Genomic DNA, 23910 nt, shown 5'->3' on the forward strand with positions numbered 1-23910 from the left:
AGCGAAGCGCCGTACGCTTCCCGTTGACCTGTCCGACCCGGCGATCAAGATTGTCGAACCGAACGAAACGCTGCCAGACTCGTCCTGGATTTGGCCCTCACCCGAATTTGGAGAAAATCCGGAAGATGCTCTCGTTCGCAAGCATTAGCGGAACACATTCATTCGACAGAAGTGAAGTTAACCAATCCTTTGTGCGCTTGGTGGCGCATCGACTAAAATTTATTTTTCGTTCTGGACTTATCGGTTCGGAATGGTGTATATTATTTTTAAGGAGGTGAGATACGGATGGTTCGTCCACGTAACTTTGATGAAATAGATGTATTAAGGAAAGCGATGACTTTATTCTGGACTAAAGGTTATGAAGCGGCATCCCTAAATGAGTTGCTACATGTTACTGGACTTAGTAAAAGTAGTTTATATGAGACTTTTGGTAACAAACATGATTTATTTGTGAGAGCATTTGATTTATATCGCGAGGAGCGCCTATCGGTATTAAATAATTATTTGAGTAATGAGAATGTATACCAGGGTATCGAATTATTTCTTATGGCCCTCCTTAATGTTGTTAGCAAAGGTTGCATGACGTCAAATGAAGCTATCGAATTGGCGCCACATGATAAAGAATTTCAAAAAATGATTGAAAAAGATTTCGAAGATGTTGAACATGCATTTTTAAATGCAATTGAGATTGGTAAAATCAATGGTTCTATTCAGTCTAAAATCGATTCACTAAAGCTTGCTCGATTTTTAACTGTCTCCTTACAAGGTATAAATGTGATGGTGCGAGCACAAACAAATCAAAACAGGATTATAGATTTCATTTCTATAATTTTAGGGAATTTGAGATAGATGAAAGTTTACGTTTTTTTTTGTATATTATGGACCGAAAGGTCCTTAATATAAAATAATTCAAAGAAAAGAGGAACAAGCATGAACAACAATTACAAATCTATTTTCGAGCCGTTCGAGCTCCCATCGGGAGTGCAGTTGAAAAACAGGGTGATTATGGCGCCTATGGCTCTTTCGGCATCAAAGTCTAACGGTGCAGTTACTGAAGAAGAATTGGCTTACTATATTCAACGGGCTCAGGGTGTTGGCGCCGTGATTACCAGCAGTGCCCTTGTTTCGCAAAACGGAAAATTGCTCGAGAACGGCTTTGGCATTGACAATGACGATCTGCTCCCAGGCCTAAAAACATTGGCAAACACCATACATGAACAAGGTTCCAAAGCTTTTGTCCAGCTTTATCATGGTGGGCGTATCAGTAATCCGGCTTTGCTATCTGGAGGACAATCTTTAAGTGCAAGTGCAGTGGCGGCGGAGCGTGAAGGATCTGCTACCCCAAAGGCAATGACAGAAGAGGAGATTGAAATTGCTATTGATGAATTTGCCAATGCAACCCGAAGGGTAATTGAAGCCGGATTTGATGGGGTTGAGATTCATGGCGCCAACGGTTTCTTGATTCAGCAATTTTTCTCTCCGCATTCCAACAGAAGAAAGGACAAATGGGGAGGGACATTAGAAAAGAGAATGAAATTTCCCCTTGAAATCATCAAACGCGTAAAAAAAGTGGCTGCAAAACATGCAAAATCACCGTTTGTTGTTGGTTACAGAATTTCTCCGGAGGAAAGAGAAAATCCTGGCATCACAATGGAAGATACTCTTCAATTCGTGGATGTACTGGCCTTACAGAACTTAGACTACATCCATCTTTCCGTGGATCATTTCTGGGGTGAACCGAGGAGGGAAGGATCGAGCAGTACGAAGTCGCGTGTAGTAATGGTTCAAGAGCGTGTAGGTAATCGAGTGCCTGTAATCGGTGTTGGCGGTCTTTCCACACCGGATGATGTCGTTAAAGCACTGGATACTGGAATCCCACTAGTAACAATGGGTCATGCCTTGATCATGGAGCCTAAATGGGTTGAGAAGGTACAAAGCGGACAGGAAAGAGAAATTAGAACGACACTTCCCCGAACAGCTCAAAAAGAACTGGTACTTCCCGATAATCTGTGGGGAATGATAACCAACATACCAGGATGGTTCCCTGTCGTGGATTAAGGAAGAATAACAAACACCTTGATGCTTGCGTACTATTAAAAGTCGCTTAAATGGGACTGTTGACAAAGTGGGCCAGAGGGATTTAATCCTTCTAGCCCATTTATTTTGTGCTTTTTATTGTTTAGGGTTACACTGCTTCTTGTTTCAGATATTTATCGGTATGGGAATGTGTTTCATCATGATGAACCCAAGTAAAGGGATTTCCGAAAAGGTATTCCTGAGTTAGCGCAGCTCACCGACATTACCTACCTCCCATATGGCCGCTCAGAGACGGCTTATTTGTCGACCATACTAGACGCCTCAACAGGAGAAAACCTCTCTTATAACCTTTCTAATCGCCTCACGCTGGACATTGCCACTGATACAATTGACGCGCTCGTAAAGCAAAAACTACTTAAGCTGCACAAGGATGTAGGTATTCATTCGGACCAGGGAAGTCATTATACCAATCCCAAATACCAAGAACTTTTAAAGCAAAAAGGATTAGGACAATCCATGTCTAGAAGAGGAAATTTCTGGGGCAATGCGCCACAGGAGTCGTTTTTCGGTCATATGAAGGACCATATAGACCACCGTAGTTGCCAAACTTTAGCAGAGCTACAACGTAAGATCGACGGTTACATCCGCTACTACATAATAATCGATATTAATGAGGATTAAAAAAGATGACCTCTGTGCAATACGTGCAATACAGGAATCATCTATTGTTGGCTGCATAAACATAAACCACTCTTTTTCAAGTGTCCTTGACAGAGGGGCCAGATCAAAAGACCCTCCTTTTTTCAATTTTTATTTCCTGATTTTGCTTGATCAACAGGCGTGCATTATAATATCATTTTGCTTCCAGAGTTAATAGGTCTGGCTTCGGGTATCCTTGCTGTCGGCGTCAAGTCCGTCGTCATTACAAACATTCTTGTCGTTCCGGTATATGGTAATGTCCACATTGCAATCTTCAGATCTGAAATTCGTACATCCTTATTTCGTCAGCTTTGCGTCACCGAATACCATGTTGAGGAGGTTCACGCGATCAGAATTGAAATATAGCTTCAACATCTTCACATTCGTGACGTCAATATCAACATTAGCGGGATCCTTCCCTTCCTGTAAATCCGTCGCAGAGAACACTTCATTACCGTCTGCTACCACTTTGAATGTACCGGTAGCGATAATGTCTAAGTAAGTGAGCTTATTTCTGTCAATCCCGATGACTCCCGTGAGCCTTTTGTACTGACCTTTCAGATCATAAGTGATGATTCCACCATCCTTCCTCCACGTAGGCGGTACGGTATTGTGTACGTATACCCCGAGTCCGTTTGAATATGTCTGGCTACCGATATGAAATATCTTACTGCTGGCTGTGTTTTGCTTGGTCCACTTGTTAAGACTTAAGAGACCAGGAAGATCATTCTCTGCGCTAATGAAAGAGAAAGCGGATAGTGAGATATTATCGCTACTGGTCGCAGACGTATCTGGTGTTGCCGTTGGAGGTATCGTATTCAGACTAGGCGTAGATTCCATCGTTTTCGTTTTGACTGAAATGGTATCAGTCATGCCATCCCACTGGACGTCTTTATCCAACGCTTCACCAATAAAACGTAGCGGAATATACGTCGTCCCGTTGTAGATAAATCCCTTTTGATCGGGGAGGGGAGTCTTAGCCGTCCCTTCGAAAACGTAGTGTAGACTTTTAAAAAACACTTCAATCTGAGTCCCTCCAGTGCTGGCAACCGCATAGCCCGCCGTACCAAGGAGTAAAAAGCATGCAGTAAATCCAATTAAAAATGATTTCAATTGAATTATTTTCAAATCTTTCATCTCCCTTTTTTATAAATTAGGTCTTAGGACCCATTATTGAAATATATCATAAGTGAGTTGGATTAACACGATAAATTTCTAAATTTGTTTAGACTGCGCATTCAAATAGAATTCAGGTAAAATATGGGCAGGACTGCTGCTAAGAGGATGTTCTCTTAGCGGAGTCCTGCTTTTCTAATTTCAGTTGCCGCTGTATGTAGTAGCACCAAACTGTGATCAGTATATCATGAGGTGAAACTCAAAATCCGGACCATTGCAAGAGCAATATATAAAAACGGCCCATCGTGATGCTTGACGAACCGACCGCCGCTCTTGATCCTTACGCAGCATATGAAGTTTATTCTAAATTTAATGATAATCTGTCAATCATTGACTCAACCACTTTTACAGTAGGGAAGACACAGCTTCCTTGAGCGCTCTATTATGATGAACTAAGATCAGTTTCTAGCTTGTATTGGATAGACTTAATTGGAAGAACAGCGGGAGCCAATCCGCAATTACCGGTCATCATGCTTGGACCTCATATCGATACACAGCCTTATGCCGGGAAATACGACGACATAGTCGGTGTGATAGGGGAGATCGAGACGGTTCAAACGATGTTCGAACGCGGGGAATAGTGCGAACTTGAAGCCCTTTGTATAGATATTATTTTTTTTGGACGAAAAAAGCATTATTTACTTAAATTGACAACATTATAGATAATGATTATTATTATCAATGATATTCGTTTTTTATCAACTTGAATCCGACACGACTATATCGTTTGGATTCTTCAACTCAAAGCATGAAACGAAAAGGAGGTTGACCAACTAAATAATAAACAAAGAAGCCCCTCCAAAACCATTCGGAAAGACAAGGAAGCTTCTCTTGTCCACAAATAGGGAATTGAATCATCAGTATCCATAAAAGGGGGTAACAGTGCTGTGATTGTCAAGAAATTGAAGCTTACCGTGGATTCACACATCCACAATGTCAAGGAGAACGAGAAGTTAGCCGTCCTTCACAGTATGATCCTCCGAGAAGTTTCAGCCTTGGATTTTTCAGATAAGGTTGTTATTACTTGGGAGAGCATAGTAAGCTCACAGCCGGACAAGGCTGAACAACTGGTTGCTGCAGCTGCGGAAGTTGGCGTATCCCATCCACCCGTCGGACATCCTTTATATAAACTAAGTGAACGGCAAAGACAGGTTGCCGAGCTCTTATGCAGCCACTATTCGGTAAAAAAGATTGCAAATATCTTGTATGTATCGGAAAACACTGTCAAAAAGCATTCTCAAAATATCAAGAAAGCACTGGAAATCGAGCAGTCGGGCACTGATTTTATTTATACCCTGAAACAGATGATCGACAACGGCTAGTTATAATCTGTAATCAGAATAAGCGATACTTCACGCGTCCCTATTCAATTAAGGTCATATAGCTCCTATCTCCTCTCAACGCATGACATATACAGAGTTACCATAGGCCTCCGAAGTTTCTCGGGAGGCTTCTTTGTCACGTAACGTCCGTTTGGCCACATTCAGTAGCATGATGCACCCGAGCATGAGGCTTGTCCAATAAATCCAGATAGAGAGTACTCGGTCATACTTCAATTGAATAACCATAATTATACATTTAGAGAATATTATAGAACGGTTAAATATGATACTATGTTGTCGTTCGTTGATAATAATTATCAGTAACCAGCGATTTTGCTTTTCAAACGATTTCGCTGCAACAAAAAGCTATGTGGAAAGGGAGGAAGCCTTTTGCACAATTGAGAGACTGGCTGGCGACAAGCATGACAAATGATTGGAAAATAAGTTTTCGTTTACTTTGGGGAAGCCATTTCCTGTCGGTATTGAGCTCGATGGTAATCGCCCCGCTGCTTCCATTCTACATGGAGCAGCTTGGTGCGGTCGACCAAGCTTCAATCCTGATGTGGAGTGGCCTGAGCCTCGCGGCTCCTGCCGTCACAGCTGCGCTAACAGCACCATTATGGGGGCGATTGGGAGACAGGACGAGCCGCAAATGGATGGTGGTGCGTGCACTGCTCGGCTCCGCCCTTGTTCTGGTCGCAATGGGACTGGCGACAAGTCCATTTCAGCTATTCATCCTTCGTTTGCTTCAAGGAGCGCTTGGCGGTGTCGTCGATGCGGTTGGCGCTTTAGCGGCATCTCAAGCCAAGCCCGAGGAGCAAGGCCGTGTGCGCGGCAAGCTCGAAGGTGCCCTCGCGGCCGGCTCCATGCTTGGACCGCTGCTCGGAGGCATGCTATTCGGATGGTTCGGATTCAACTATTTACTGCTGCTGCTTGGTGGCTTGCTGGCGCTATGGACACTGCTCTGCTGGGTTGGCTTAGAGGAGTCCAAATCCGCTCTCTCAAAGGCGGTTAAGCCTGTTGGCATGTTGAAGCAGTTGGACGGGTTGGTCCGTGAAAGGACAATTTTTATATTCCTGCTGGCAGGCATATGCGCCAATTTCAGCCTGCATGGACTGCTGCCTGTGCTGCCACTGCATGTCAAGCAGCATCTGACCAGTCCCTCGCAAACTGCGGTTTGGATCGGTATTTTGCAAGCGGTCAATTGGGCTTCTGCTTGGATGGCCTCTACCTGGTGGGGCAGAAGGAATGACAGGAGCCCTGTCAACCGCACTTATTTTGTGGCCTCTTTCCTATGCAGCTTAGCCATTCTCGTACAAGCCTTCGCACCAGGTATTGCCTGGTTTATTCCTTTAAGAATCCTGCAAGGCTTTGCATCGAGCGCGTTAATTCAGTCCGTTTTTCTTATGGTGACACGGGCTTCACAGGGGGAGCAGTTGGGTGAAAGGCTAGGATTCACCAGAAGCACACTGTTTATTGGACAAATAGCTGGACCTCTTGCCAGCGGATTCTTGGGGGGGCTTTACAGCACCTCGTCCATTTTTATATTACATGGGTGCATGATGCTCGCAGGAGGCTTGCTGGTGCTGCGTTTTACCGCACGAACGGATTTACGCTATCATCTTTCCAAATAAGCAAAGGGGCTGTTGTTATGAGTACACCAAAACGACAAATGCATTTGAATCTGTTTATGTTGAGCACCGGCCATCATGAAACCTCTTGGCGTCATCCCGCTACAACGCCAGAGTTGGCAACCGACATCCGTTATTATACCAAGCTAGCCCAAATGGCTGAAGGAGCCAAGCTGGATTCATTGTTTCTTGCAGATGCGTTGGTGCTGACACCTGCTATCAAGTACAAGGTCACAGCGGGCCTGGAGCCTTTCACGATGCTGTCCGCTCTGGCGATGGGTACGAAACGTATCGGCCTGATCGGCACCGTATCGACCACCTATAGCGAGCCTTACAACGTTGCAAGAATGTTTGCCTCACTCGACCATATCAGCGGTGGACGAGCTGGCTGGAACAGCGTGACCTCTGTAGGAGACGTAACTGCTGTTAATTTCGGTATAGACCAGCATCCCAAGCATGAGGAGCGCTACGAGCGGGCTAAGGAGTTTCTCGACGTGTTGAAGGGATTATGGGATAGCTGGGATGATGATGCGATCGTTGCCAATAAAGAGACGGGCATTTATACAGATTATGACAACAAAATTCATCCGATTCATCATCAGGGCAAGCATTTTACAGTGCGTGGCCCATTAAATATTTGCCGTTCACCACAGGGCTACCCGGTACTCATCCAAGCAGGCTCTTCCGAAGCCGGAAAAGATCTCGCAGCAGAAACAGCTGAAGTTATTTTTACCGCACAGGACACACTGGAGCATGGGATTAGGTTCTATGCCGATGTTAAGCAGAGAATGCAGAAGTATGGCCGCTCCCGTGAGGATCTGAAAATTTTGCCAGGCTTTAGCCCGATTGTTGGTGTGACCGAGGCGGAAGCACTTGAAAAGAAGGAGCAGCTGACACAATTGGCGTCTATTGAGCTCGGGCTTGTACGCCTCTCCAATTTGTTTGAAACGAATCTTTCCCAATATCCATTGGACAGCCCTCTACCTTTAGATGAACTGCCATCCATTGATAAAATAAAGGGGCAAAAGGCTCGCTTCCAAATGTTCTCGGAAATGGTCCGCAAGGATAATTTGACGATTCGCCAGCTTATCTTGCACACAACCAGCGCACGGGGTCATTATACGGTAGCGGGCACACCGGAGTATATAGCCGATGTTATGGAGGAATGGCTGGTTAAGGAGGCAGCGGATGGCTTTAATGTTATGCCTTCTTATTTCCCAGGCGGCTTTGAGGATTTTATTAGCCTCGTTGTGCCTGAGCTGCAAAGACGCGGCTTATTCAGAACGGAGTATACCGGCAGAACTCTCAGAGACCACTTGGGGCTGAAACGACCTCTCGGCAAGGTTGTCCAGCCCGTGTAAGCTGGGATTGCCATCTACACAGAATCTCTATCGGTTATTCATAATTTCCAGTTATCTACTTCAAATGGATAAAAAGGATTATCGGATTGAGTCATTTACGCTGCTTTTACGCTTATGCTACGATAGGCTGCAAGTGATGATAATGATTATCATTTCCTGAGTACAAAGTGAGCTGATTATGGTATTTAATAGGAGCATAAGGAGGAACGATGATGTCATCTTTATTGCAAGTGGACCCGTCCATAGCAACAGTCAGAAACTCGGTTGCCGAATGTGTTGGGCAAACTCCACTCGTTCATTTAAACAGGCTGTTTCCACAAAAAAATGTGCAGGTCATCGCCAAGCTGGAATATATGAATCCCGGCGGAAGCATGAAGGATCGGCCTGCTCGTTACATTATTGAGCAAGGGCTCAGCAACGGCACCATCAATAGCCAATCGCATTTGATCGAAAGCACCTCTGGCAATTTGGGCGTAGCGCTCGCCATGATGGGGAGGGTTTACGGGTTATCTGTAACCTGCGTAGTGGATCCGAAGATCGCAGCTTCAAATCTAAATATTATGAGACAGATGGGAGCCCATATCGAAATGGTCGAGGAACGTGACGACCAGGGAGGCTTCCTGAAAACACGAATCCGCAAAGTCAATGAGCTCCTCCAGACGATTCCTCAGGGATTCTGGGTGAATCAATACGCGAACGAAAATAACTGGAAGGCTCATTATTCGGGCACAGGATCAGAAATTACTGCATCGCTGGACCACGTGGACATTTTTATCGCTGGAGTCAGTACTTCCGGCAGCATTATGGGGACAAGCCGGAAAATGCGTGAAAAATATCCCGCCTTGCGAGTCGTTGCCGTTGATGCGGTTGGATCCATCCTTTTTGGCGGCGCGCCCGGCAAACGGGAATTACCAGGCATTGGAGCCAGCCGTGTTCCTGAAATTTTGAATGCTGCTGAGGTCGATACGGCTTTCCACATTACAGACAAGGAATCCGCACAAGGCTGCAGAGACTTGCTGAAGCATGAGGGAATTTTTGCAGGCGGATCGTCCGGCTCTATTGTCGCTGCGATTCGCAAGCTGCTCCCGACGCTTAATACAGCACCAGACAAGCCCTTACGCATAGTTACACTACTTCCCGACCGAGGTGACCGTTACCTCGATCTTATCTACGACGATCAGTGGGTAGCCCAATTACCTTAATACATCAAAATTCTAAATACGAAAGGTGACACCAGATGATCGATCAATCACAATTGCAGCAAGGCTCGCGTCCTACAGAAAAAGCCGAGCCTGAATGGCCCGAGATGCTTTACTTGAATCGCGAGACGATTGCCAAGCTTGGCGGTGGCTCCTCGCGGCTGTACACCCAAGCGCTGGAGGAGGCACTTTCACTACATGCTGGAGGTGACTACGTCCAGCCATTGAAGCCTTATTTACGCTCATCAGGCAAGAATGGACATATTGCCGACCGGATCATTGCGATGCCCGCCCATATCGGGGGTCAATTTCCTTTATCCGGTATCAAATGGATCGGCAGCAAGCACGACAATCCACAGGCTAGAGGAAAGGAACGGGCAAGCGGCGTCATCGTGCTGAACGATGCCGAGAGCCATTTTCCCATCGCTGTACTCGAAGCCGGGTTGATCAGCAGCATGCGGACAGCGGCCGTGACCGTTGTCGCAGCCAAGCATCTCGCACGCGTCGGCTTCAGGACGATAGCCTGCGTTGGCTGCGGGTTGATTGCCAAGGCACAGTTGACCTCGTTGCTAGAGCAGTTTGACCATGTGCAAGAACTCCATTTGTTCGACCAATCAACTGCTGCAGCAGAACGGCTGGCTGACCAACTACGTGGACAGTTTCCTCAAGTGAACATTACAGTTACGGACAACGCCGAGCAGGCTGTTCGCGAAGGTGAGCTTGTTGTAACGTGCACCGTAACGGATACCCCGTATATCCCGTACGAATGGCTGCGCAAGGGAGCTTTCATTAGCAATATCTCGATTATGGACGTCCACAAGGAGGTTTATCTGCAAGCCGATAAAGTGATTGTGGATGACTGGGAGCAGTCGAATCGCGAAAAGAAAGTGCTGAACCAGCTCGTACTGGAAGGAAGGTTCTCGAGAGAACAGCTTTATGCTGAGCTGGGTGAGATTGTAGTCGGCGCAAAACCGGGCCGTGAGCATGATGACGAAATTATAATTTTGAACCCGATGGGAATGGCCATTGAAGATATTGCTTGCGCCCGCTTGATCTATTTACAGGCACTCAAGGAAGGCGTTGGCGTGAAGCTGCCGCTATATTAGACGCCCGACATGACAGTAGGACCGCTAAGAGGAGGACAAAAAGGCATGCTGCACCCATTTACAGCTCTCGCGACTCAAGCCGAAGGCAGCCTGGGACTGGCTGAGCAAGCTGCTTTGCGCGGGTTGCTGAACAGCTACCTGCGGGAAACAGGCATATTCGATCCTAGAGATTTAGGAGCCACACCGGAAACCACTGGCACCTATCAGGTAGGCACAGCTGGAGCAGGTGTTGCGTATGTGCTGGATACGGAAGACCCATCTGAAGCCGGACAGCAGACCGAAGCATCAGACCGCATAACCACTCAAACAGAGAAACATAACCTCTTGACAACCGAACTGGAATTGCTGCTTAGGCAGGCTAGTGGCGAAAGTTTAATCGGAGCTGCATTTGTATTACCGCTCCCCTTGACACAAGCAATGATAGCCGGAATTATCGAATATTATTCAATAACCGGGCAGCATCGGTATGGGACAAGCTTTTACATCATTTCTTCGCCCGATTCCAAGTCTGAATCGGCCTCCCGCCAGATCCCTGTTGCGTCTGGCCCCAGGCAGATCATGGATCTCCTGCTTGCCGAGGTCAGCTTCCGCGAGCAGGAAGCGACGCGGGAAAGTCGCAGCCTGGAAATGAGCAAGCAGATTGGCAACAGCATCAGACGAATGGCACTGTATCTGGAGCGGGCGCAGCTGTCGGGTACGAACGTCTCCGCCCGTCCGCTGGACTATATCCGGTCGGAGCAATCCATGTTGTACGGGCATCCGTTCCATCCGACACCCAAAAGCTCCGAGGGCTTCACGGATCTGGAGCTGGTTCAGTATGCGCCAGAAATGGGCGCAGTCTTTGCCTTGCATTACATGGCCGTATCCAAAGAGCTGATCCGTGAGGAATGGATCGGGCAGCGCCCGGCCTTGCCTGCTGCGGTTCAGGAGGCTGCACAGCATAAGCTTGGCAGCAGGATAGACGCCTACAGCCTGCTGCCGCTTCATCCTTGGCAGATGAAATATGTTTGTGCACAGCCGCTTGTCGCGGAGTTTATCCGGCAGGACAAACTCGTTGATTTGGGACCGATCAGCCAAGGGCAGGGACAAGCACAAGCCGTATATCCGACATCATCTGTCCGCACAGTCTGGGATCCGCAGGAGCAGATGTTTTACAAGCTGCCTCTACATGTACGAATTACGAATTTCATTCGCGAGAATACCACTGAGCAGGTGCGCCGCACGATGGATGCGGCGATTGTACTGCAGGCCTTTCAATCAGGCAGTATGGCAAGTGCCAGCCGGGGAATGCACATATTGGCCGAGGTCGGTTATCAAACCATTGACTTTCCAGGGGTTACCGAGCCCGAGCGGGAGCAATTGCTGGCTTCTTTTGCGGTTGTTTACCGCGAAGCCGCGCAGTTGACGACAGTCGAGCAGGCAGCCTGCTTTGTCCTGGCCGCTTTACTGGAGCAACCGCCAGGCAGTGACGAGCCGCTATTGTTCACGGCAGCGCGGCAATCCAATGACGGCGTGCTGCCGGATTGGCAAGTATGGCTCACCGCTTACCTGGAGCTGTCCATGCTCCCGCTTATTCGTTTGTATACCGAGGCGGGTATCAGTCTTGAGGCCCATGTGCAAAATTCGCTGGTCACGCTTGAAAAAGAGCTTCCAGTTCGCTATTACGTGCGTGATCTGGAGGGAATCAGCGTCAATCGCTGCCAGGCAGAGAAGCACGGCTGGACCCCCCAGCTCATTCCTACGGGCAGCCCGGTTCTGTATACGGAGACCGAAGCTTGGGAGAGGTTGAAATATTATTTTTTCGTTAACCATTTGGGAGCTTTAATTCATACCATTGCACGAATTAACAAATTGGATGAAGGTTTTTATTGGCACACCGTTCGCAGCGTGCTGCTGAAGGAGCTAGCGGTCATAGATGCAGCCAGCCCGTCCGGAGGGTACATCCATGATTTGCTGGAAAACCCCGATTTACCGGCAAAAGCGAACTTGATCAGCCGGTTTCAGGAGCGTAGCGAGACACCCGATTATGTGCCGATGCGTAATCCGATCTACGAAAGCGGGAGGAACCCATGAACGGACAGCAAATCCAAGAGAAGCCATTAACAATAGCAGGTGGCGAATGGTTGGCAGCCTTACAATCATCTGAGTATGCAAGTGTGGAGAAAAGAATACTTCGCCAATTACTGGAATCATTGATTTATGAGCATATTGTTGAATTTTCAGCCATGAATGACGAGTTGGTACCGCCTTCGGATGGTCCAAGAATCATTATAAAAGGCCTGTCCTTATCAGACGGCTTGCCTCTTTCATACACCTGCTACGGCAGTAAAAAGATGAGCTTCGGCCGGATTCGCCTGAATCGCCTATCCGCGATCGAGCGGGTTGGACCGGATGGTACCACTACCGAAGCGCGGTTGGGCGAATTCGTATCCGAGGTGCTGGCGCCAGTTGTCCAGCACAGCCGCCTCGATACCTTTGTCGAAGAGCTGGAACAAACGCTTATCAAAGACACGCAGGCGCAATATGCCAATCCGCATCGTGAGCTGACGGGTCAGGAACGCGCCTACGATGAGCTGGAAGCGAACATTATGGACGGGCATCCCTACCACCCATGCTACAAATCCAGAATTGGCTTTAATCCTGATGACAATATGACCTATGGTCCGGAATTTAAACCGCGCATCAAACCCTTGTGGTTGGGGGTATTAACCAATGAAAGCGTGGCTGCCCAATCCTCAACACTGGATTACGAACAATTTTTGGAAGCAGAGCTTGGAGCCGATTTGCTTGCTGACTTTAAATCCAGACTTGAAGCAGTCGGGAAGTCTTACGATCAATACCGATTGATTCCAGTCCATCCTTGGCAGTGGCGGGAAACCATTGTCCGCGTCTTTAATCGCCAGCTTGCAGACGGAAGAATTATCATGATCGGTGAGGGCACGGAGGAATACCGCCCACAGCAATCGATTCGTACACTTGCCAATGCCAGCTCTAAGGAAAAAAGCTATCTGAAGCTTCCGATGAATCTTACGAATACATCGACCGGTCGAACACTTGCCAAGCACACCGTACTGAATGCTCCGATCATTTCTGACTGGCTCTATTCCCTTGTAAAAGACGACCCAGTTGCACAGCGGCTTGATTTTGTACTGCTGCGTGAGGTGGCTGGAGTCGCTTATGACCACGAGACATGGTCAGAGACGATGCGACCGCGGGCTTACGGCACACTCGGCGCAATCTGGCGGGAAAGCCTCCATGGTTATCTGCGAAGCGGCGAGGAAGCTCTGCCATTCAATGCGCTATGCCATGTAGATCGCTCCAACCGCCAATTCATTGATCCATGGGTACAAAAAGAAGGCGTTGAGGCTTGGACGGGCAGGCTGCTAAAGGTATCCATCGAGCCTCTGCTTCATCTGTTATTTGCACATGGCGTAGCCTTGGAATCGCATGCCCAAAATATGATTCTGATTCATCGTGACGGTGTACCGGTTCGTATTGCCTTCAAGGATTTTCATGATGGCATCCGGTTTTCAAGGACGCATCTGGCAAATCCAGAGGTCTGCCCTAAGCTGCACGCGCTTCCGGGACATCATACGAGGATCAACCCGAATTCCTTCATCGAAACGGATCATGCTGCGGTTGTACGGGATTTCGTCCACGATGCTTTTTTCTTCATCAATCTCGCCGAGCTCTGTTTATTTCTGGAAGAACACTATGGCTTGAAGGAAGAACAATTCTGGGGAATGGCCGCACAGGTTATACACGATTACCGTCAGACTTATCCGCAGCACGAAGCGCGTTATCGAGTATTTGATTTATTTGCCGAGTCAATCCAGGTGGAACAATTGACAGCACGGCGGCTGTTCGGGGATTCGGAGGTTCGTCTTCAGGATGCGCCTAATCCGCTTTCCCGATTTCGGTGAGCATGATGTTAAGGGTTAATACATTAAAGCAAAAGCTTGCAAGTGGCGTCCCCGTATTCGGCTTACTGGGCTCCATTCCATCCCCTGTCGTCGTTGAAATGGTAGGCTGTGCCGGTTTTGACTTTATTATCATCGACACCGAGCATGTACTAGTGAACCCGGAAACATTGGAGAACATGATCCGTGCTGCTGAAGCTGTCGGATTGACAGCCCTTGTCCGCGTATCGGAGCCTAACCCAAAGGAAATTTTGCGGGCGCTTGATGCCGGAGCGTTGGGCATAGTCGTTCCACAAGTGGAGACTAAGAAGCAGGCGGAGTTGATCGTGCGAGCCTGCAAATACGGCCCACAGGGCACCCGCAGCCTGAACAGCGGACGGGCAGGCTTATTCGGAAAGCATAATTTGGTCGAATACATCCACAAGGCGAACGAAGAGATTATGGTCGTGCCCATGATTGAAAGCAGAGCCGGAGTGGAGCAGGCAACGGACATATTATCCGTACCTGGAATTGATATGGTGCTGGAGGGCGCAGCCGATTTGTCGCAATCCTACGGCATACCTTGGCAGACACGCGCCCCAGCTGTGAAGGAGGCGCTGCAAGTGGCATTTGCCGCAGCCGAACAATACGGTGTGCCCTACTGTGCGATCCCGAGGGCAGCTGAAGACTACACCGAATGGGTGGGGCTGGGCGTCAAAGCTTTCGTGCTGGGAGATGAGCGCGGCGTTTCCTTCCGCGCCTTGCGGGCACACCTGCAAGGCTTCGCTCAAGCATAGCTACAGCTAGAACATCATTTCATTTGAAAGGTGCGAACAATAACCAATGAATCAGACTGTTTTGGACGGAAAGGTCCTAACCACGATCAAAGAATGGAAACAAGAGCACTCCCAGCCCATATCCGCTTTTATATATGATTTACAGGCTTTGCGGGAGCGTGCACGGCAAACCGTAAGCGGACTACCGGAGGGCTGCCGTCTGTTCTACGCGATAAAAGCCAATCCTACACAAGAAATTTTGAAATGCTTGGAGCCTATCGTGTACGGCTTTGAAGCAGCTTCCATCGGTGAGATTAGAAAGATTCGTCAAGTATCCTCAGACAAGCCGGTTATATTCGGTGGTCCGGGCAAGAAGGATAATGAGATCGAGGAAGCACTCCTGCTTCAGGTAAAATTGATTCATGCCGAAAGCATACTTGAATTGAGACGCATTTCGCATATTGCGACCCGTCTTGGCATCCAGGCTTCCGTATTGATCCGGGTCAACCTAAGGGCATCGTTTCCTGAAGCAACACTGATTATGGCAGGAAGGCCTACCCAGTTCGGAATAGACGAGGAGCAGATCGAAGACGCAATCCTGCTCACTCAGTCACTACCTAATCTGCAGCTTGAAGGTTTTCATCTGCATTCCATTTCCAACAATCTGGATGCCCATTTGCATGCCAGATTGATTTCCGTTTACCTGGAGCGGGTGAAAGGCTGGCGGGAGCGCTTCGGGCTGACGCTCAACTATTTGAATGCGGGGGGAGGCTTCGGCATTTCGTATACGGATTCGGAGCGTAAATTTGAGTGGGATACCTTTGTTTCGGAGCTTCGTCAGGTTCTGTATCAGAATGCCATACCCGGAGTTGAGCTATTATTCGAGCCAGGTCGCTATATAGCCGCAGCCTGCGGTTATTATGCCACCGAGGTAGTGGACCTGAAATGCAACCATGGCAAACATTACGCGATTCTGCGCGGCGGTTCCCACCATTTCCGGTTGCCCGGCGCTTGGCAGCACAGCCATCCGTTCGAGATTGTTCCCGTTGAGCAATGGAATTATCCCTTCGGTCGTCCGGAAGTATGGGATGTGGAAATAACGGTGGCAGGTGAGCTCTGTACGCCCAAGGATGTACTGGCCCGAGATATTCAGGTATCTCGTCTGCGTGTCGGAGATATCCTACTATTCACTCTTGCCGGCGCTTATGGTTGGACGATTTCGGCTCATGACTTTCTGAGCCATGAGCACCCTGACCATATTTTTCTGTAATCCCTTGATTGATAATTGAATAGGAGAGAATCAGTATGAATGGAGCTTTTACACGTTCGGTCGAGCCGGACAAGAAGCAAGGCTGGCAGTTTGTTGGGAAGGTATCCTCATCCGCCGGACAGCACACTTTACATGCTCAGACTTCTGCAAGCGAATCGCAGGAACGGATACTTACGGATTTGGTCAATGCTTTGCTGGTTGAAGGCTTATTAGACGTAGGCGGCAGGGGTGAACTGCTGGATGTCCCCAACAGCGGGACTCTTTCCCCTCATTTGTTGTCTTTCCTTCAGGAGCATGGGCTTCAGCGTAAGAATACAGTGCATGTTGCATCCACAGAGGCAGAGAGCACATTACAAACGCAAACAAATAACGACTCTGCCTTTTATTTCCGCTGGTGGGTGGATCGAGGGAACGGACGATTTCTTATCTTTCCGGTAAGTGCGGCTGTCACTCAATCTTATCGCTATTCTTCCGGCGATGGTGTATACGAGGTGTACGGAACAAATCAGCACCTTGGCGGCGCTGATCCTACCAGGCTGGGAGCGATGGAACTGCTGGAACGGGTGACGGAGTTGCTATATGGTACCCAAGAGCAGGGGCAGGCGAGTAACTGCAGCAACGAAGAAGACAGCAGTGTCGCTCGGCTAAAGCAGTTGCTCCTGCTATCGTTGGAGCAAACTAACTGGTCGGATGCTTACGCAGCCGTTACAGCCGCCAAAGCCAAGATCGCTTCGCTCAACTCCGAATCTCCTTGGAGCCTCGTTGAGCAGGAACGTCGCGCTGCATTCCGCGACCGCCCCTTCCATCCTGTGGCGAAAGCAAAGGGGGGCTGGACACAAGCTGATTATGAAGCATTCAGCGCGGAATCGGGAAAACCAATCACGCTGGAATGGATCGCTGTCCAACGCGACTACGTACTAAGCGGCAGCGGGAGCAGCAAGGATAATAAGCCTGAGGGACTGCCGGGAGTGACACCTGCCGATTTGCTCCTTTCACTTGAAGACCGTTCATCTGTACACAACGCGCTGGAACGACAGGGACTGTCGCCCGAGCAATACATCGCGTTGCCTGTGCATCCATGGCAGCGGTCTTCAATGCTGCCGCACATGATTCGCGCGGAACTGGAATCGGGCATTTGTGTTCCGCTGGATGTGGCGACCGGCGTTTATTACGCCACATCCTCAGCCCGATCTCTCGCACCACAGAACGGAAGCAACAGGCACCTCAAGCTGCCGCTTGGGATCGTTTCGCTGGGTGCGGTGCGCTATTTACCTGCCGTTCACATGATGAACGGCGAGCGTGGACAGCGCCTGCTTGAGCAAGCGCTGGCGCTCGATCCGGTGCTTCGTGAGCGTTTAAGCCTATGCGATGAAAAGAGCTGGTGGGCGTATTTGCCGAAGAACGGCGATTATTTCGCTGAGCCCCCCCGCCACCTCTCTGCTTTGGTCCGTCAGTATCCGGCTGCGTTAACCGAAGCTGGCAATAGCCGGATTGTGCCGATGTCCGCCTTGGCCGTTCATACTACAGACGGAACTGATCCTATCCTGGATATTTGGATACGAGAGCGGGGCTTAAGCCCGTCCGCAGAATCAGCAGCCCAGCTGTTTAAGGAAGTCTGCCTGCAGTTTTTCACTATTTGTCTGCGCCTGTTCCGGTTAGGTGTGATGCCGGAAATTCATGGACAGAACGTGGTATTGACTCTTAAAGACGGAATGATAACCGGTATGCTGCTGCGCGACCACGACTCGATCCGGCTGCATGTTCCGTGGATGGATCAACACGGTCTTGACGATCCCCATTACAAGATGAAACCGGGTTATCCGAATTCGCTCTATAATGAAACACCTCAAAAGCTGCTGTTATATTTGCAAACCCTGGGCATTCAGGTGAATCTGTACTCGATTCTTGAAGCGATAGCAAGCCTTTATTCTATGGATGAAAAGCAGCTGTGGCAAGTACTGAAGGATAGCCTGTATCAGGCTATCGAGCTTGCCGAATTGACAGGGGCTGTTAAAGAGTTGGTGGTAACCTCCTTGTTTGAAAAACCGATATGGCCATGGAAAAATCTGATCAAACCCTTACTGGAGCAGGAAGGAACTCCTACAGGCAGTATGCCGGCAGGAATGGGAGAGACTGTAAATCCGTTCCACCGTTTTTAAAAGACCATCCATTTTGTTGAAACCCTTATACAATAATTCAAATGGGAACAGACACAGATAAGCGGCGCCCTGCTCTCAAGAGCTTGGGTACTTGTTCGGGACGTCAAAGAAGTCCATATAAACGGTGTTTTACGAAGTATTAACGTTAGGGGTTTAAAACCACACTCAAGGAAGATGATCGTAGAAAAGCTTATTGAGGGTATTATCCAGTTGTAACAGATTTATATCGAAACAATAATCTTAATCTTGCAACTGGGAAGAGGAATATAAAGTATTTTTCTGTTCGTACCTCACTGCTGTTGAATGGCTAAATAAGATATTTGGTTTAGTGGCATAGACAAAGTAAAGTTTGTCGGGTAACTGCGAACTTTTTTAAATCCTTGCACCAGAACCACTTTATCAAAGAACGGTAGTCCAAAAATACAGCGACAAGTCTAGGACTTTATTTTCTCGTCCAAGACTGTCGCTGTTTCGATTTCTGGTGTCAGTCTAATACTAATTACTCAGAGGAACGTCCGAAGAAAGAACGAATGGACAAGTGTATGTAACGTGGCTATCGTGCGGGTAGCCTACAACAATTTCAATTAACGGTAAAAGGCTCTGAGCATAATAATGGACATTAGCCTAGAATGCTATAGACATTAGCGGAATAATGTATCTATAGAAGTTAAAGCGCGAGAGCGAGGTAAATCCATGCAAATCCATGTGGTGCAAAGAGGAGAAAATCTTTGGCTGATTTCTAAGCGATATGGTGTTCATATCGATCGGATTATTGCAGTAAACGAGCTCGAGGATCCCAATCATTTAGTTATCGGTTTGGCATTGCTCATTCCGGAGCCTTATCCCGAATATGTGGTGCGGTCAGGAGACACTCTGAGGACGATTGCCGACCGTTATGTCATAAGCGTAGAGGCTCTTGCTCGGGCAAATTCAATCTCCGATGTCGAGCAACTTACACCAGGGCAGGTATTAGTGATTCCGGTTTTGTATCATACCGTACGGCCGGGGGAGTCCCTATGGGCGATCGCTCACCGCTACGGTGTTTCTATACAGGCTATTTCACAAGCCAATGGGATTACGAATCTTAACTTTATTTATCCAGGTCAAACCTTGAAAATCCCGGAAAAGCAGAAGGAGACCATCGATGTCAACGGTTATACCAACGTATTCGGAGAGACAGCTGTCAGGCAAGTTCGGCAGGATGGGGTGCATCTAACTTACGTATGTCCCTTTGGATACCGTATGAAGGATGATGGGAGCCTGGAATCGGTAGATGATCAGGCGCTTATTGCAGCCGCTTACGACGAACATGTTGTACCAGTCATGTCGATCACCAACTTTTCCGCTACGGAAGCCGGATCGAAGCTGGCCCATACCATTTTGTCCAGCCCTGAATTGCAAAATAAGCTGGTGACCAACATCTTAACGATCATGGAAACCAAAGGTTATCGGGGTTTAAATGTTGATTTTGAGAACGTGTACCCAAGCGACAGTGAGTCCTATAATCAATTTCTTCGACTGGCTGTCCGCAGGCTGCATGAGAAAGGATATTTCGTCTCATCCGCGCTTGCCCCCAAAACCAGTTCTGAACAGAAGGGGCTGCTTTACGAAGCCCACGATTATGCTGCGCATGGAGATATTGTTGACTTTGTCGTCCTCATGACGTACGAGTGGGGATACCGTTTCGGTCCACCACAAGCCATATCGCCTATCAACGAAATACGGCGAGTTCTCGACTATGCAGTCACTGTCATCCCGAGAAATAAAATATTTATGGGCTTCCAGCTTTACGCACGCGATTGGCTGCTTCCACATGTAAATGGACAGCAGGCTGAAACGTTCAGTATGCAAGAAGCCGTGCGTCGCGCGATCAGGCATGGAGCGGAGATCAAGTACGATCCAGTGTCCCAGACCCCATACTATCGATATGTCGATGATAAGCAACGAACACATGAAGTCTGGTTTGAGGATGCAAGAAGCGCTCAGGCAAAATTCGACCTCGTTAAGTCCTATAACTTGAGAGGAGTCAGTTATTGGGTGCTGGGTTATCCGTTCCCGCAAAATTGGGCGTTGCTCGAAGATAATTTTCATGTTCACAAGCTCATATGACGTATATGCGAAAACAACCATTATCCAATTTACATTTATGGATTGGAATATCCAGAAAATTTCGAAAGTGAATCTTGGGATATTGATAAGCATGTATTAGGCTTATGTGCTCCCACTAAGTACTTGCATTATTAGATGAGCCGTATGGGATGCGGCTCATTCTTGTTTTTAACGAATTTTTAGGGAAGACAGACCAGACCATTGAGGGCTAATCGGACAATGTTCTTGTCATCCGACACCGGCAGCGGAAAATAGCATTTGAAAGTTCTTCAAGTTAAAAATTATTTACTTCACAGAATAACGGTTCTGTGATAACAATCCTGTTATTTAGCTTAATTAAATTCCTCCTCTGAAGCTGATGGGACGGGTAGGCGGCCTAGCTTGAATCAAAGGCGTCACTAAGTTAGGCATATGCCCGTGGACGTATGCCCATCATTTTCATATACATACATAAAACATGTGTGAGCAGAAGAGGGAGATCTATGAGCAAGAATCTGTTCGATATCCAGACCGCCATTTTATTGTCCGCACTTTGCAGCCAAAGCTATCAACAGTTTGAAAGCGCCGACGGAACTTTTGTTCTGCCGCGTCGTTACCAGTTGGTTACTGAATTTGAAGCCGCGTCATTTACAGGAAGAAAAGAACTGTTCGGCTTTATCGCCGAGGCAGCGGACCGGATCGTCCTTGTGTTTCGCGGAACGAATACCAAATCGGACTGGATATCCAATGCAATCGCCAGACAGAGCGCCTTTCCCTATGCGAAGAACAGCGGCTCCGTGCACCAAGGGTTTCTCAGCATTTACGAATCGGCTCGGCAACCCGTCTTGTCAGCCTTGCAGTCTCTTTCCCACCATAAGCCGCTTTATATTACAGGGCATAGCCTTGGCGGTGCGCTTGCCCATCTATGCGCCGTTGACACCGCAGTGAATAGCGGCTTCAGTGATCCTATCGTTTATACGTATGCTTCACCTCGTGTGGGGAACGCTGAATTTTCAAGTACCTTCAACCAAATATTCGATCGGCATCGAATTCACAACCCGTTCGATCTCGTCCCGCAGGTGCCGCCCATTCTCTATAAATCTCCGAAAACAGGCCAAATCTACACCTACTTACACGCCCAAAAAAGCCGTGATCTACGTTTCCAAAAGGGATCTGTCGCCGCCAATCACGAAATTGCCAACTACTTCACCGAGCTTGCGCTGCAGGACCCCATTTATACGCAGCTGTTGTGCACGGGCAATCCCGGGTTGTGTCCATAACTATTTTCCGTGGTCGCTGGTGTTGAAGTCGACAATCGGAACAAGTTCTTGTCTCCCCACAATCATATCATTTCATTTGGCTCTAGTCCTAGTTAATATCAATCCATTTTATGATAATTTCATCAACCAAATCTTGACTAGGAGTCTTTGTATTCTTTGTATTTTTTACTACTTTGTTGGATTCCGAAACTTTTGGAGCCGAATGTTGACGCTATGCAACCATCTCTACTGCGAGAAAACTGTTGGCCGCCGAAGTTGGTTGCATGCAGAGGGAATTCAGGATTGTATAGGTTACTCATAAAAATTGTGGTATCAGCTTGATTAATCAGGCTTTTACTTTTTTATGTAGGAACATTTGTGTCGTGGCAAAACGCACAAATGTTCCTACATTGTCGTTAAACGACACAAAAGCCCCTACATTCTGAGTGAGTCACTAAAGACATCATAAAAACTCACAGCCTACTTTGACCTTATGTAAGATGACTAACCATTTAAATGGATAATTGCATGCAAAAAATAGGGGTATTATGGTATTATTGTCCGTAAATAATGAAAATTTAGACTAAATAATAATGTTTATACAATGAGACTGACTGCGTCGCTCAACTAACGGGGCAGCATAGTTAAACAACCTACCCTATTGCGTTATTTCAAAAATGAGCAATCGAAAAGAAATTACATCAACCGTACCATGCTATAATCAAAGAATATTTTTGGAAATTCTAAATGTATTCGTATACAAATAATTACATTAATTAAATCCTTATAAAGAAGGGGAATGAGCATTATGGCAAATATCGAGCACTTACAGACCGTGAATGTTCCAGCTTCAACGGTATATGAAGCATTAACTACTGCAAAAGGACTTTCAGAAATATGGACAAATGAACTAATAGTCAATGATCAGATCGGTTGTATAAATGAGTTCCGATTCGGCGGCAAAGGCTTAACAAAGATGCGAGTTGATGAGCTTGTTACCGATAAAAAGATTTTGTGGCAGTGTGTTGATTCAGATCCAGAATGGGTAGGTACGACAATTTCTTTTGATATGGAGGAAAAAAACGGGAAGACTTCAATCATTTTTCGTCAGATGAATTGGGAGGAAGTGACCTCATTTTATCGCGTATGTAATTATAACTGGGCTATTTTTTTGTACAGTCTTAAACAGTATTGCGAAGAAGGCGAGGGTCTTCCGTATCATAAACGGAAGTTTTAGAATCATTGAAAACACAGATAGTTAAGAGAGTTTGCCTCGTGACAGCTCTTTTTTGTTCATTCAAGTAACGGGGCAGTAGAGCGTGGTAAAATGGGTAGGAAAATAATACAATAATATAATGTGGAACAATATAGACATACAACAGACGAAGTGGCATTTTTAGTGGTCACATAAATTACGTATAACTCTAGTTAGACGCAAATCATAGATTTAGTGGTAAAGAACGGTGGTAGCACCGTTCCTTTTTTTGCGTTCTCAATCCGGATCTCTATCTGGAAGTTCCAGAAGTTGAAAGGTATTCCTTTTTCTACGATGTCAGCATTCAAAGTTAAGGTTAAAAATAGTTTTTTAGGGTAAAATTGGAATAATGTAACAAGGACGAAAAAGGGGATCTAAATTATGTTTAATCTACAATAGTTTTCTGCCGGTGATGATCTTGCTTGTAAACATGAACCATATGTTTTTAGATTACATAAAAATTTGGTTACTTTAAAAGAAGATCATAGAAGCCAATTTAAACAAGAAATAAAAGCTTATGACCTACGGTATAGAAAGACCGAAATTGCATTGAAGCTTCGGAAGTACTTGCAAGTAGAGAGTTGTCGAACGCACTTGATCGAAGAAATAGATCTATATAAGTTGAACTAAAATTGTTCAGGAAGTTGGTTGGTTTCCAAGCGAAGACATAGAC

Annotated in this window: 18 protein-coding genes; 17 read left to right on the plus strand and 1 reads right to left on the minus strand. The window is 47.2% G+C overall.

Annotated elements, in window-relative coordinates:
• The first annotated feature begins 285 nt into the window (after positions 1 to 285).
• The 3 genes from OB236_RS17785 to OB236_RS17795 all read left to right on the plus strand — a co-directional run bounded on the left by OB236_RS17785 (position 286) and on the right by OB236_RS17795 (position 2718).
• Complete coding sequence (locus tag OB236_RS17785; RefSeq protein ID WP_262685215.1) at positions 286 to 849, plus strand: TetR/AcrR family transcriptional regulator; 564 nt, start codon at positions 286 to 288, stop codon at positions 847 to 849.
• Positions 850 to 930: 81 nt separating this feature from the next.
• A complete protein-coding gene (locus tag OB236_RS17790; protein ID WP_262685216.1) occupies positions 931 to 2058 on the plus strand; it encodes an NADH-dependent flavin oxidoreductase in 1128 nt (375 codons plus the stop codon).
• 279 nt (positions 2059 to 2337) lie between these two features.
• Positions 2338 to 2718 (plus strand): DDE-type integrase/transposase/recombinase, encoded by a 381-nt coding sequence (locus OB236_RS17795; protein ID WP_408638489.1) that lies wholly within the window; start codon positions 2338 to 2340, stop codon positions 2716 to 2718.
• A 315-nt stretch (positions 2719 to 3033) separates the two neighbouring features.
• Here OB236_RS17795 and OB236_RS17800 read toward each other — a convergent pair whose 3' ends face one another.
• Entirely contained in the window at positions 3034 to 3864 is an 831-nt protein-coding gene (locus OB236_RS17800; RefSeq protein ID WP_262685217.1) for an NPCBM/NEW2 domain-containing protein, read from the minus strand.
• A 458-nt stretch (positions 3865 to 4322) separates the two neighbouring features.
• Here OB236_RS17800 and OB236_RS17805 point away from each other — a divergent pair, with 458 nt between their 5' ends.
• From OB236_RS17805 to OB236_RS17870, 14 genes are all read left to right on the plus strand, one after another.
• Positions 4323 to 4493 (plus strand): hypothetical protein, encoded by a 171-nt coding sequence (locus OB236_RS17805; protein ID WP_262685218.1) that lies wholly within the window; start codon positions 4323 to 4325, stop codon positions 4491 to 4493.
• Between the two features lie 306 nt (positions 4494 to 4799).
• On the plus strand, positions 4800 to 5234 hold the full coding sequence (locus tag OB236_RS17810; RefSeq protein ID WP_262685219.1) for a helix-turn-helix transcriptional regulator: 435 nt from the start codon (positions 4800 to 4802) through the stop codon (positions 5232 to 5234).
• A gap of 398 nt (positions 5235 to 5632) precedes the next feature.
• A complete protein-coding gene (locus OB236_RS17815; protein WP_262685220.1) occupies positions 5633 to 6868 on the plus strand; it encodes an MFS transporter in 1236 nt (411 codons plus the stop codon).
• 17 nt (positions 6869 to 6885) lie between these two features.
• The gene (locus tag OB236_RS17820) at positions 6886 to 8226 is read left to right on the plus strand and encodes an LLM class flavin-dependent oxidoreductase (RefSeq protein ID WP_262685221.1); all 1341 of its coding nucleotides are present in this window, start codon (positions 6886 to 6888) and stop codon (positions 8224 to 8226) included.
• 212 nt (positions 8227 to 8438) lie between these two features.
• Complete coding sequence (gene sbnA / locus OB236_RS17825) at positions 8439 to 9428, plus strand: 2,3-diaminopropionate biosynthesis protein SbnA (protein ID WP_262685222.1); 990 nt, start codon at positions 8439 to 8441, stop codon at positions 9426 to 9428.
• A 104-nt stretch (positions 9429 to 9532) separates the two neighbouring features.
• Positions 9533 to 10531: a 2,3-diaminopropionate biosynthesis protein SbnB gene (sbnB, locus tag OB236_RS17830; protein ID WP_262685232.1), complete on the plus strand. Its 999-nt coding sequence runs from the start codon at positions 9533 to 9535 to the stop codon at positions 10529 to 10531.
• A 45-nt stretch (positions 10532 to 10576) separates the two neighbouring features.
• Positions 10577 to 12604 (plus strand): IucA/IucC family protein, encoded by a 2028-nt coding sequence (locus tag OB236_RS17835; RefSeq protein WP_262685223.1) that lies wholly within the window; start codon positions 10577 to 10579, stop codon positions 12602 to 12604.
• Positions 12601 to 14454 (plus strand): IucA/IucC family protein, encoded by a 1854-nt coding sequence (locus OB236_RS17840; protein WP_262685224.1) that lies wholly within the window; start codon positions 12601 to 12603, stop codon positions 14452 to 14454. Before OB236_RS17835 ends, OB236_RS17840 begins: the two co-directional genes overlap by 4 nt.
• A 5-nt stretch (positions 14455 to 14459) precedes the next feature.
• Complete coding sequence (locus OB236_RS17845; RefSeq protein WP_262685225.1) at positions 14460 to 15227, plus strand: HpcH/HpaI aldolase family protein; 768 nt, start codon at positions 14460 to 14462, stop codon at positions 15225 to 15227.
• A 46-nt stretch (positions 15228 to 15273) separates the two neighbouring features.
• A complete protein-coding gene (locus OB236_RS17850) occupies positions 15274 to 16476 on the plus strand; it encodes a type III PLP-dependent enzyme (RefSeq protein ID WP_262685226.1) in 1203 nt (400 codons plus the stop codon).
• Between the two features lie 35 nt (positions 16477 to 16511).
• Positions 16512 to 18635 (plus strand): IucA/IucC family protein, encoded by a 2124-nt coding sequence (locus tag OB236_RS17855; RefSeq protein ID WP_262685228.1) that lies wholly within the window; start codon positions 16512 to 16514, stop codon positions 18633 to 18635.
• A gap of 693 nt (positions 18636 to 19328) precedes the next feature.
• The gene (locus tag OB236_RS17860; protein ID WP_262685229.1) at positions 19329 to 20744 is read left to right on the plus strand and encodes a LysM peptidoglycan-binding domain-containing protein; all 1416 of its coding nucleotides are present in this window, start codon (positions 19329 to 19331) and stop codon (positions 20742 to 20744) included.
• Between the two features lie 482 nt (positions 20745 to 21226).
• Positions 21227 to 22003 carry a lipase family protein gene (locus OB236_RS17865; protein ID WP_262685230.1) on the plus strand — a complete coding sequence of 259 codons (777 nt, stop codon included), beginning with the start codon at positions 21227 to 21229 and terminating at the stop codon, positions 22001 to 22003.
• 787 nt (positions 22004 to 22790) lie between these two features.
• Positions 22791 to 23219 carry an SRPBCC family protein gene (locus OB236_RS17870; protein WP_262685231.1) on the plus strand — a complete coding sequence of 143 codons (429 nt, stop codon included), beginning with the start codon at positions 22791 to 22793 and terminating at the stop codon, positions 23217 to 23219.
• Positions 23220 to 23910: the final 691 nt, after the last annotated feature.

It is taken from the genome of Paenibacillus baimaensis (genome assembly GCF_025567575.1).

Excerpts from the sequence above, each read along its gene's own strand:
- OB236_RS17785 (WP_262685215.1), top strand. The coding sequence starts at position 286 with ATGGTTCGTCCACGTAACTTTGATGAAATAGATGTATTAAGGAAAGCG.
- OB236_RS17790 (WP_262685216.1), top strand. The coding sequence starts at position 931 with ATGAACAACAATTACAAATCTATTTTCGAGCCGTTCGAGCTCCCATCG.
- OB236_RS17820 (WP_262685221.1), top strand. The coding sequence starts at position 6,886 with ATGAGTACACCAAAACGACAAATGCATTTGAATCTGTTTATGTTGAGC.
- sbnA (WP_262685222.1), top strand. The coding sequence starts at position 8,439 with ATGTCATCTTTATTGCAAGTGGACCCGTCCATAGCAACAGTCAGAAAC.
- sbnB (WP_262685232.1), top strand. The coding sequence starts at position 9,533 with ATGCTTTACTTGAATCGCGAGACGATTGCCAAGCTTGGCGGTGGCTCC.
- OB236_RS17835 (WP_262685223.1), top strand. The coding sequence starts at position 10,577 with ATGCTGCACCCATTTACAGCTCTCGCGACTCAAGCCGAAGGCAGCCTG.
- OB236_RS17840 (WP_262685224.1), top strand. The coding sequence starts at position 12,601 with ATGAACGGACAGCAAATCCAAGAGAAGCCATTAACAATAGCAGGTGGC.
- OB236_RS17845 (WP_262685225.1), top strand. The coding sequence starts at position 14,460 with ATGTTAAGGGTTAATACATTAAAGCAAAAGCTTGCAAGTGGCGTCCCC.
- OB236_RS17850 (WP_262685226.1), top strand. The coding sequence starts at position 15,274 with ATGAATCAGACTGTTTTGGACGGAAAGGTCCTAACCACGATCAAAGAA.
- OB236_RS17855 (WP_262685228.1), top strand. The coding sequence starts at position 16,512 with ATGAATGGAGCTTTTACACGTTCGGTCGAGCCGGACAAGAAGCAAGGC.
- OB236_RS17860 (WP_262685229.1), top strand. The coding sequence starts at position 19,329 with ATGCAAATCCATGTGGTGCAAAGAGGAGAAAATCTTTGGCTGATTTCT.
- OB236_RS17865 (WP_262685230.1), top strand. The coding sequence starts at position 21,227 with ATGAGCAAGAATCTGTTCGATATCCAGACCGCCATTTTATTGTCCGCA.
- OB236_RS17870 (WP_262685231.1), top strand. The coding sequence starts at position 22,791 with ATGGCAAATATCGAGCACTTACAGACCGTGAATGTTCCAGCTTCAACG.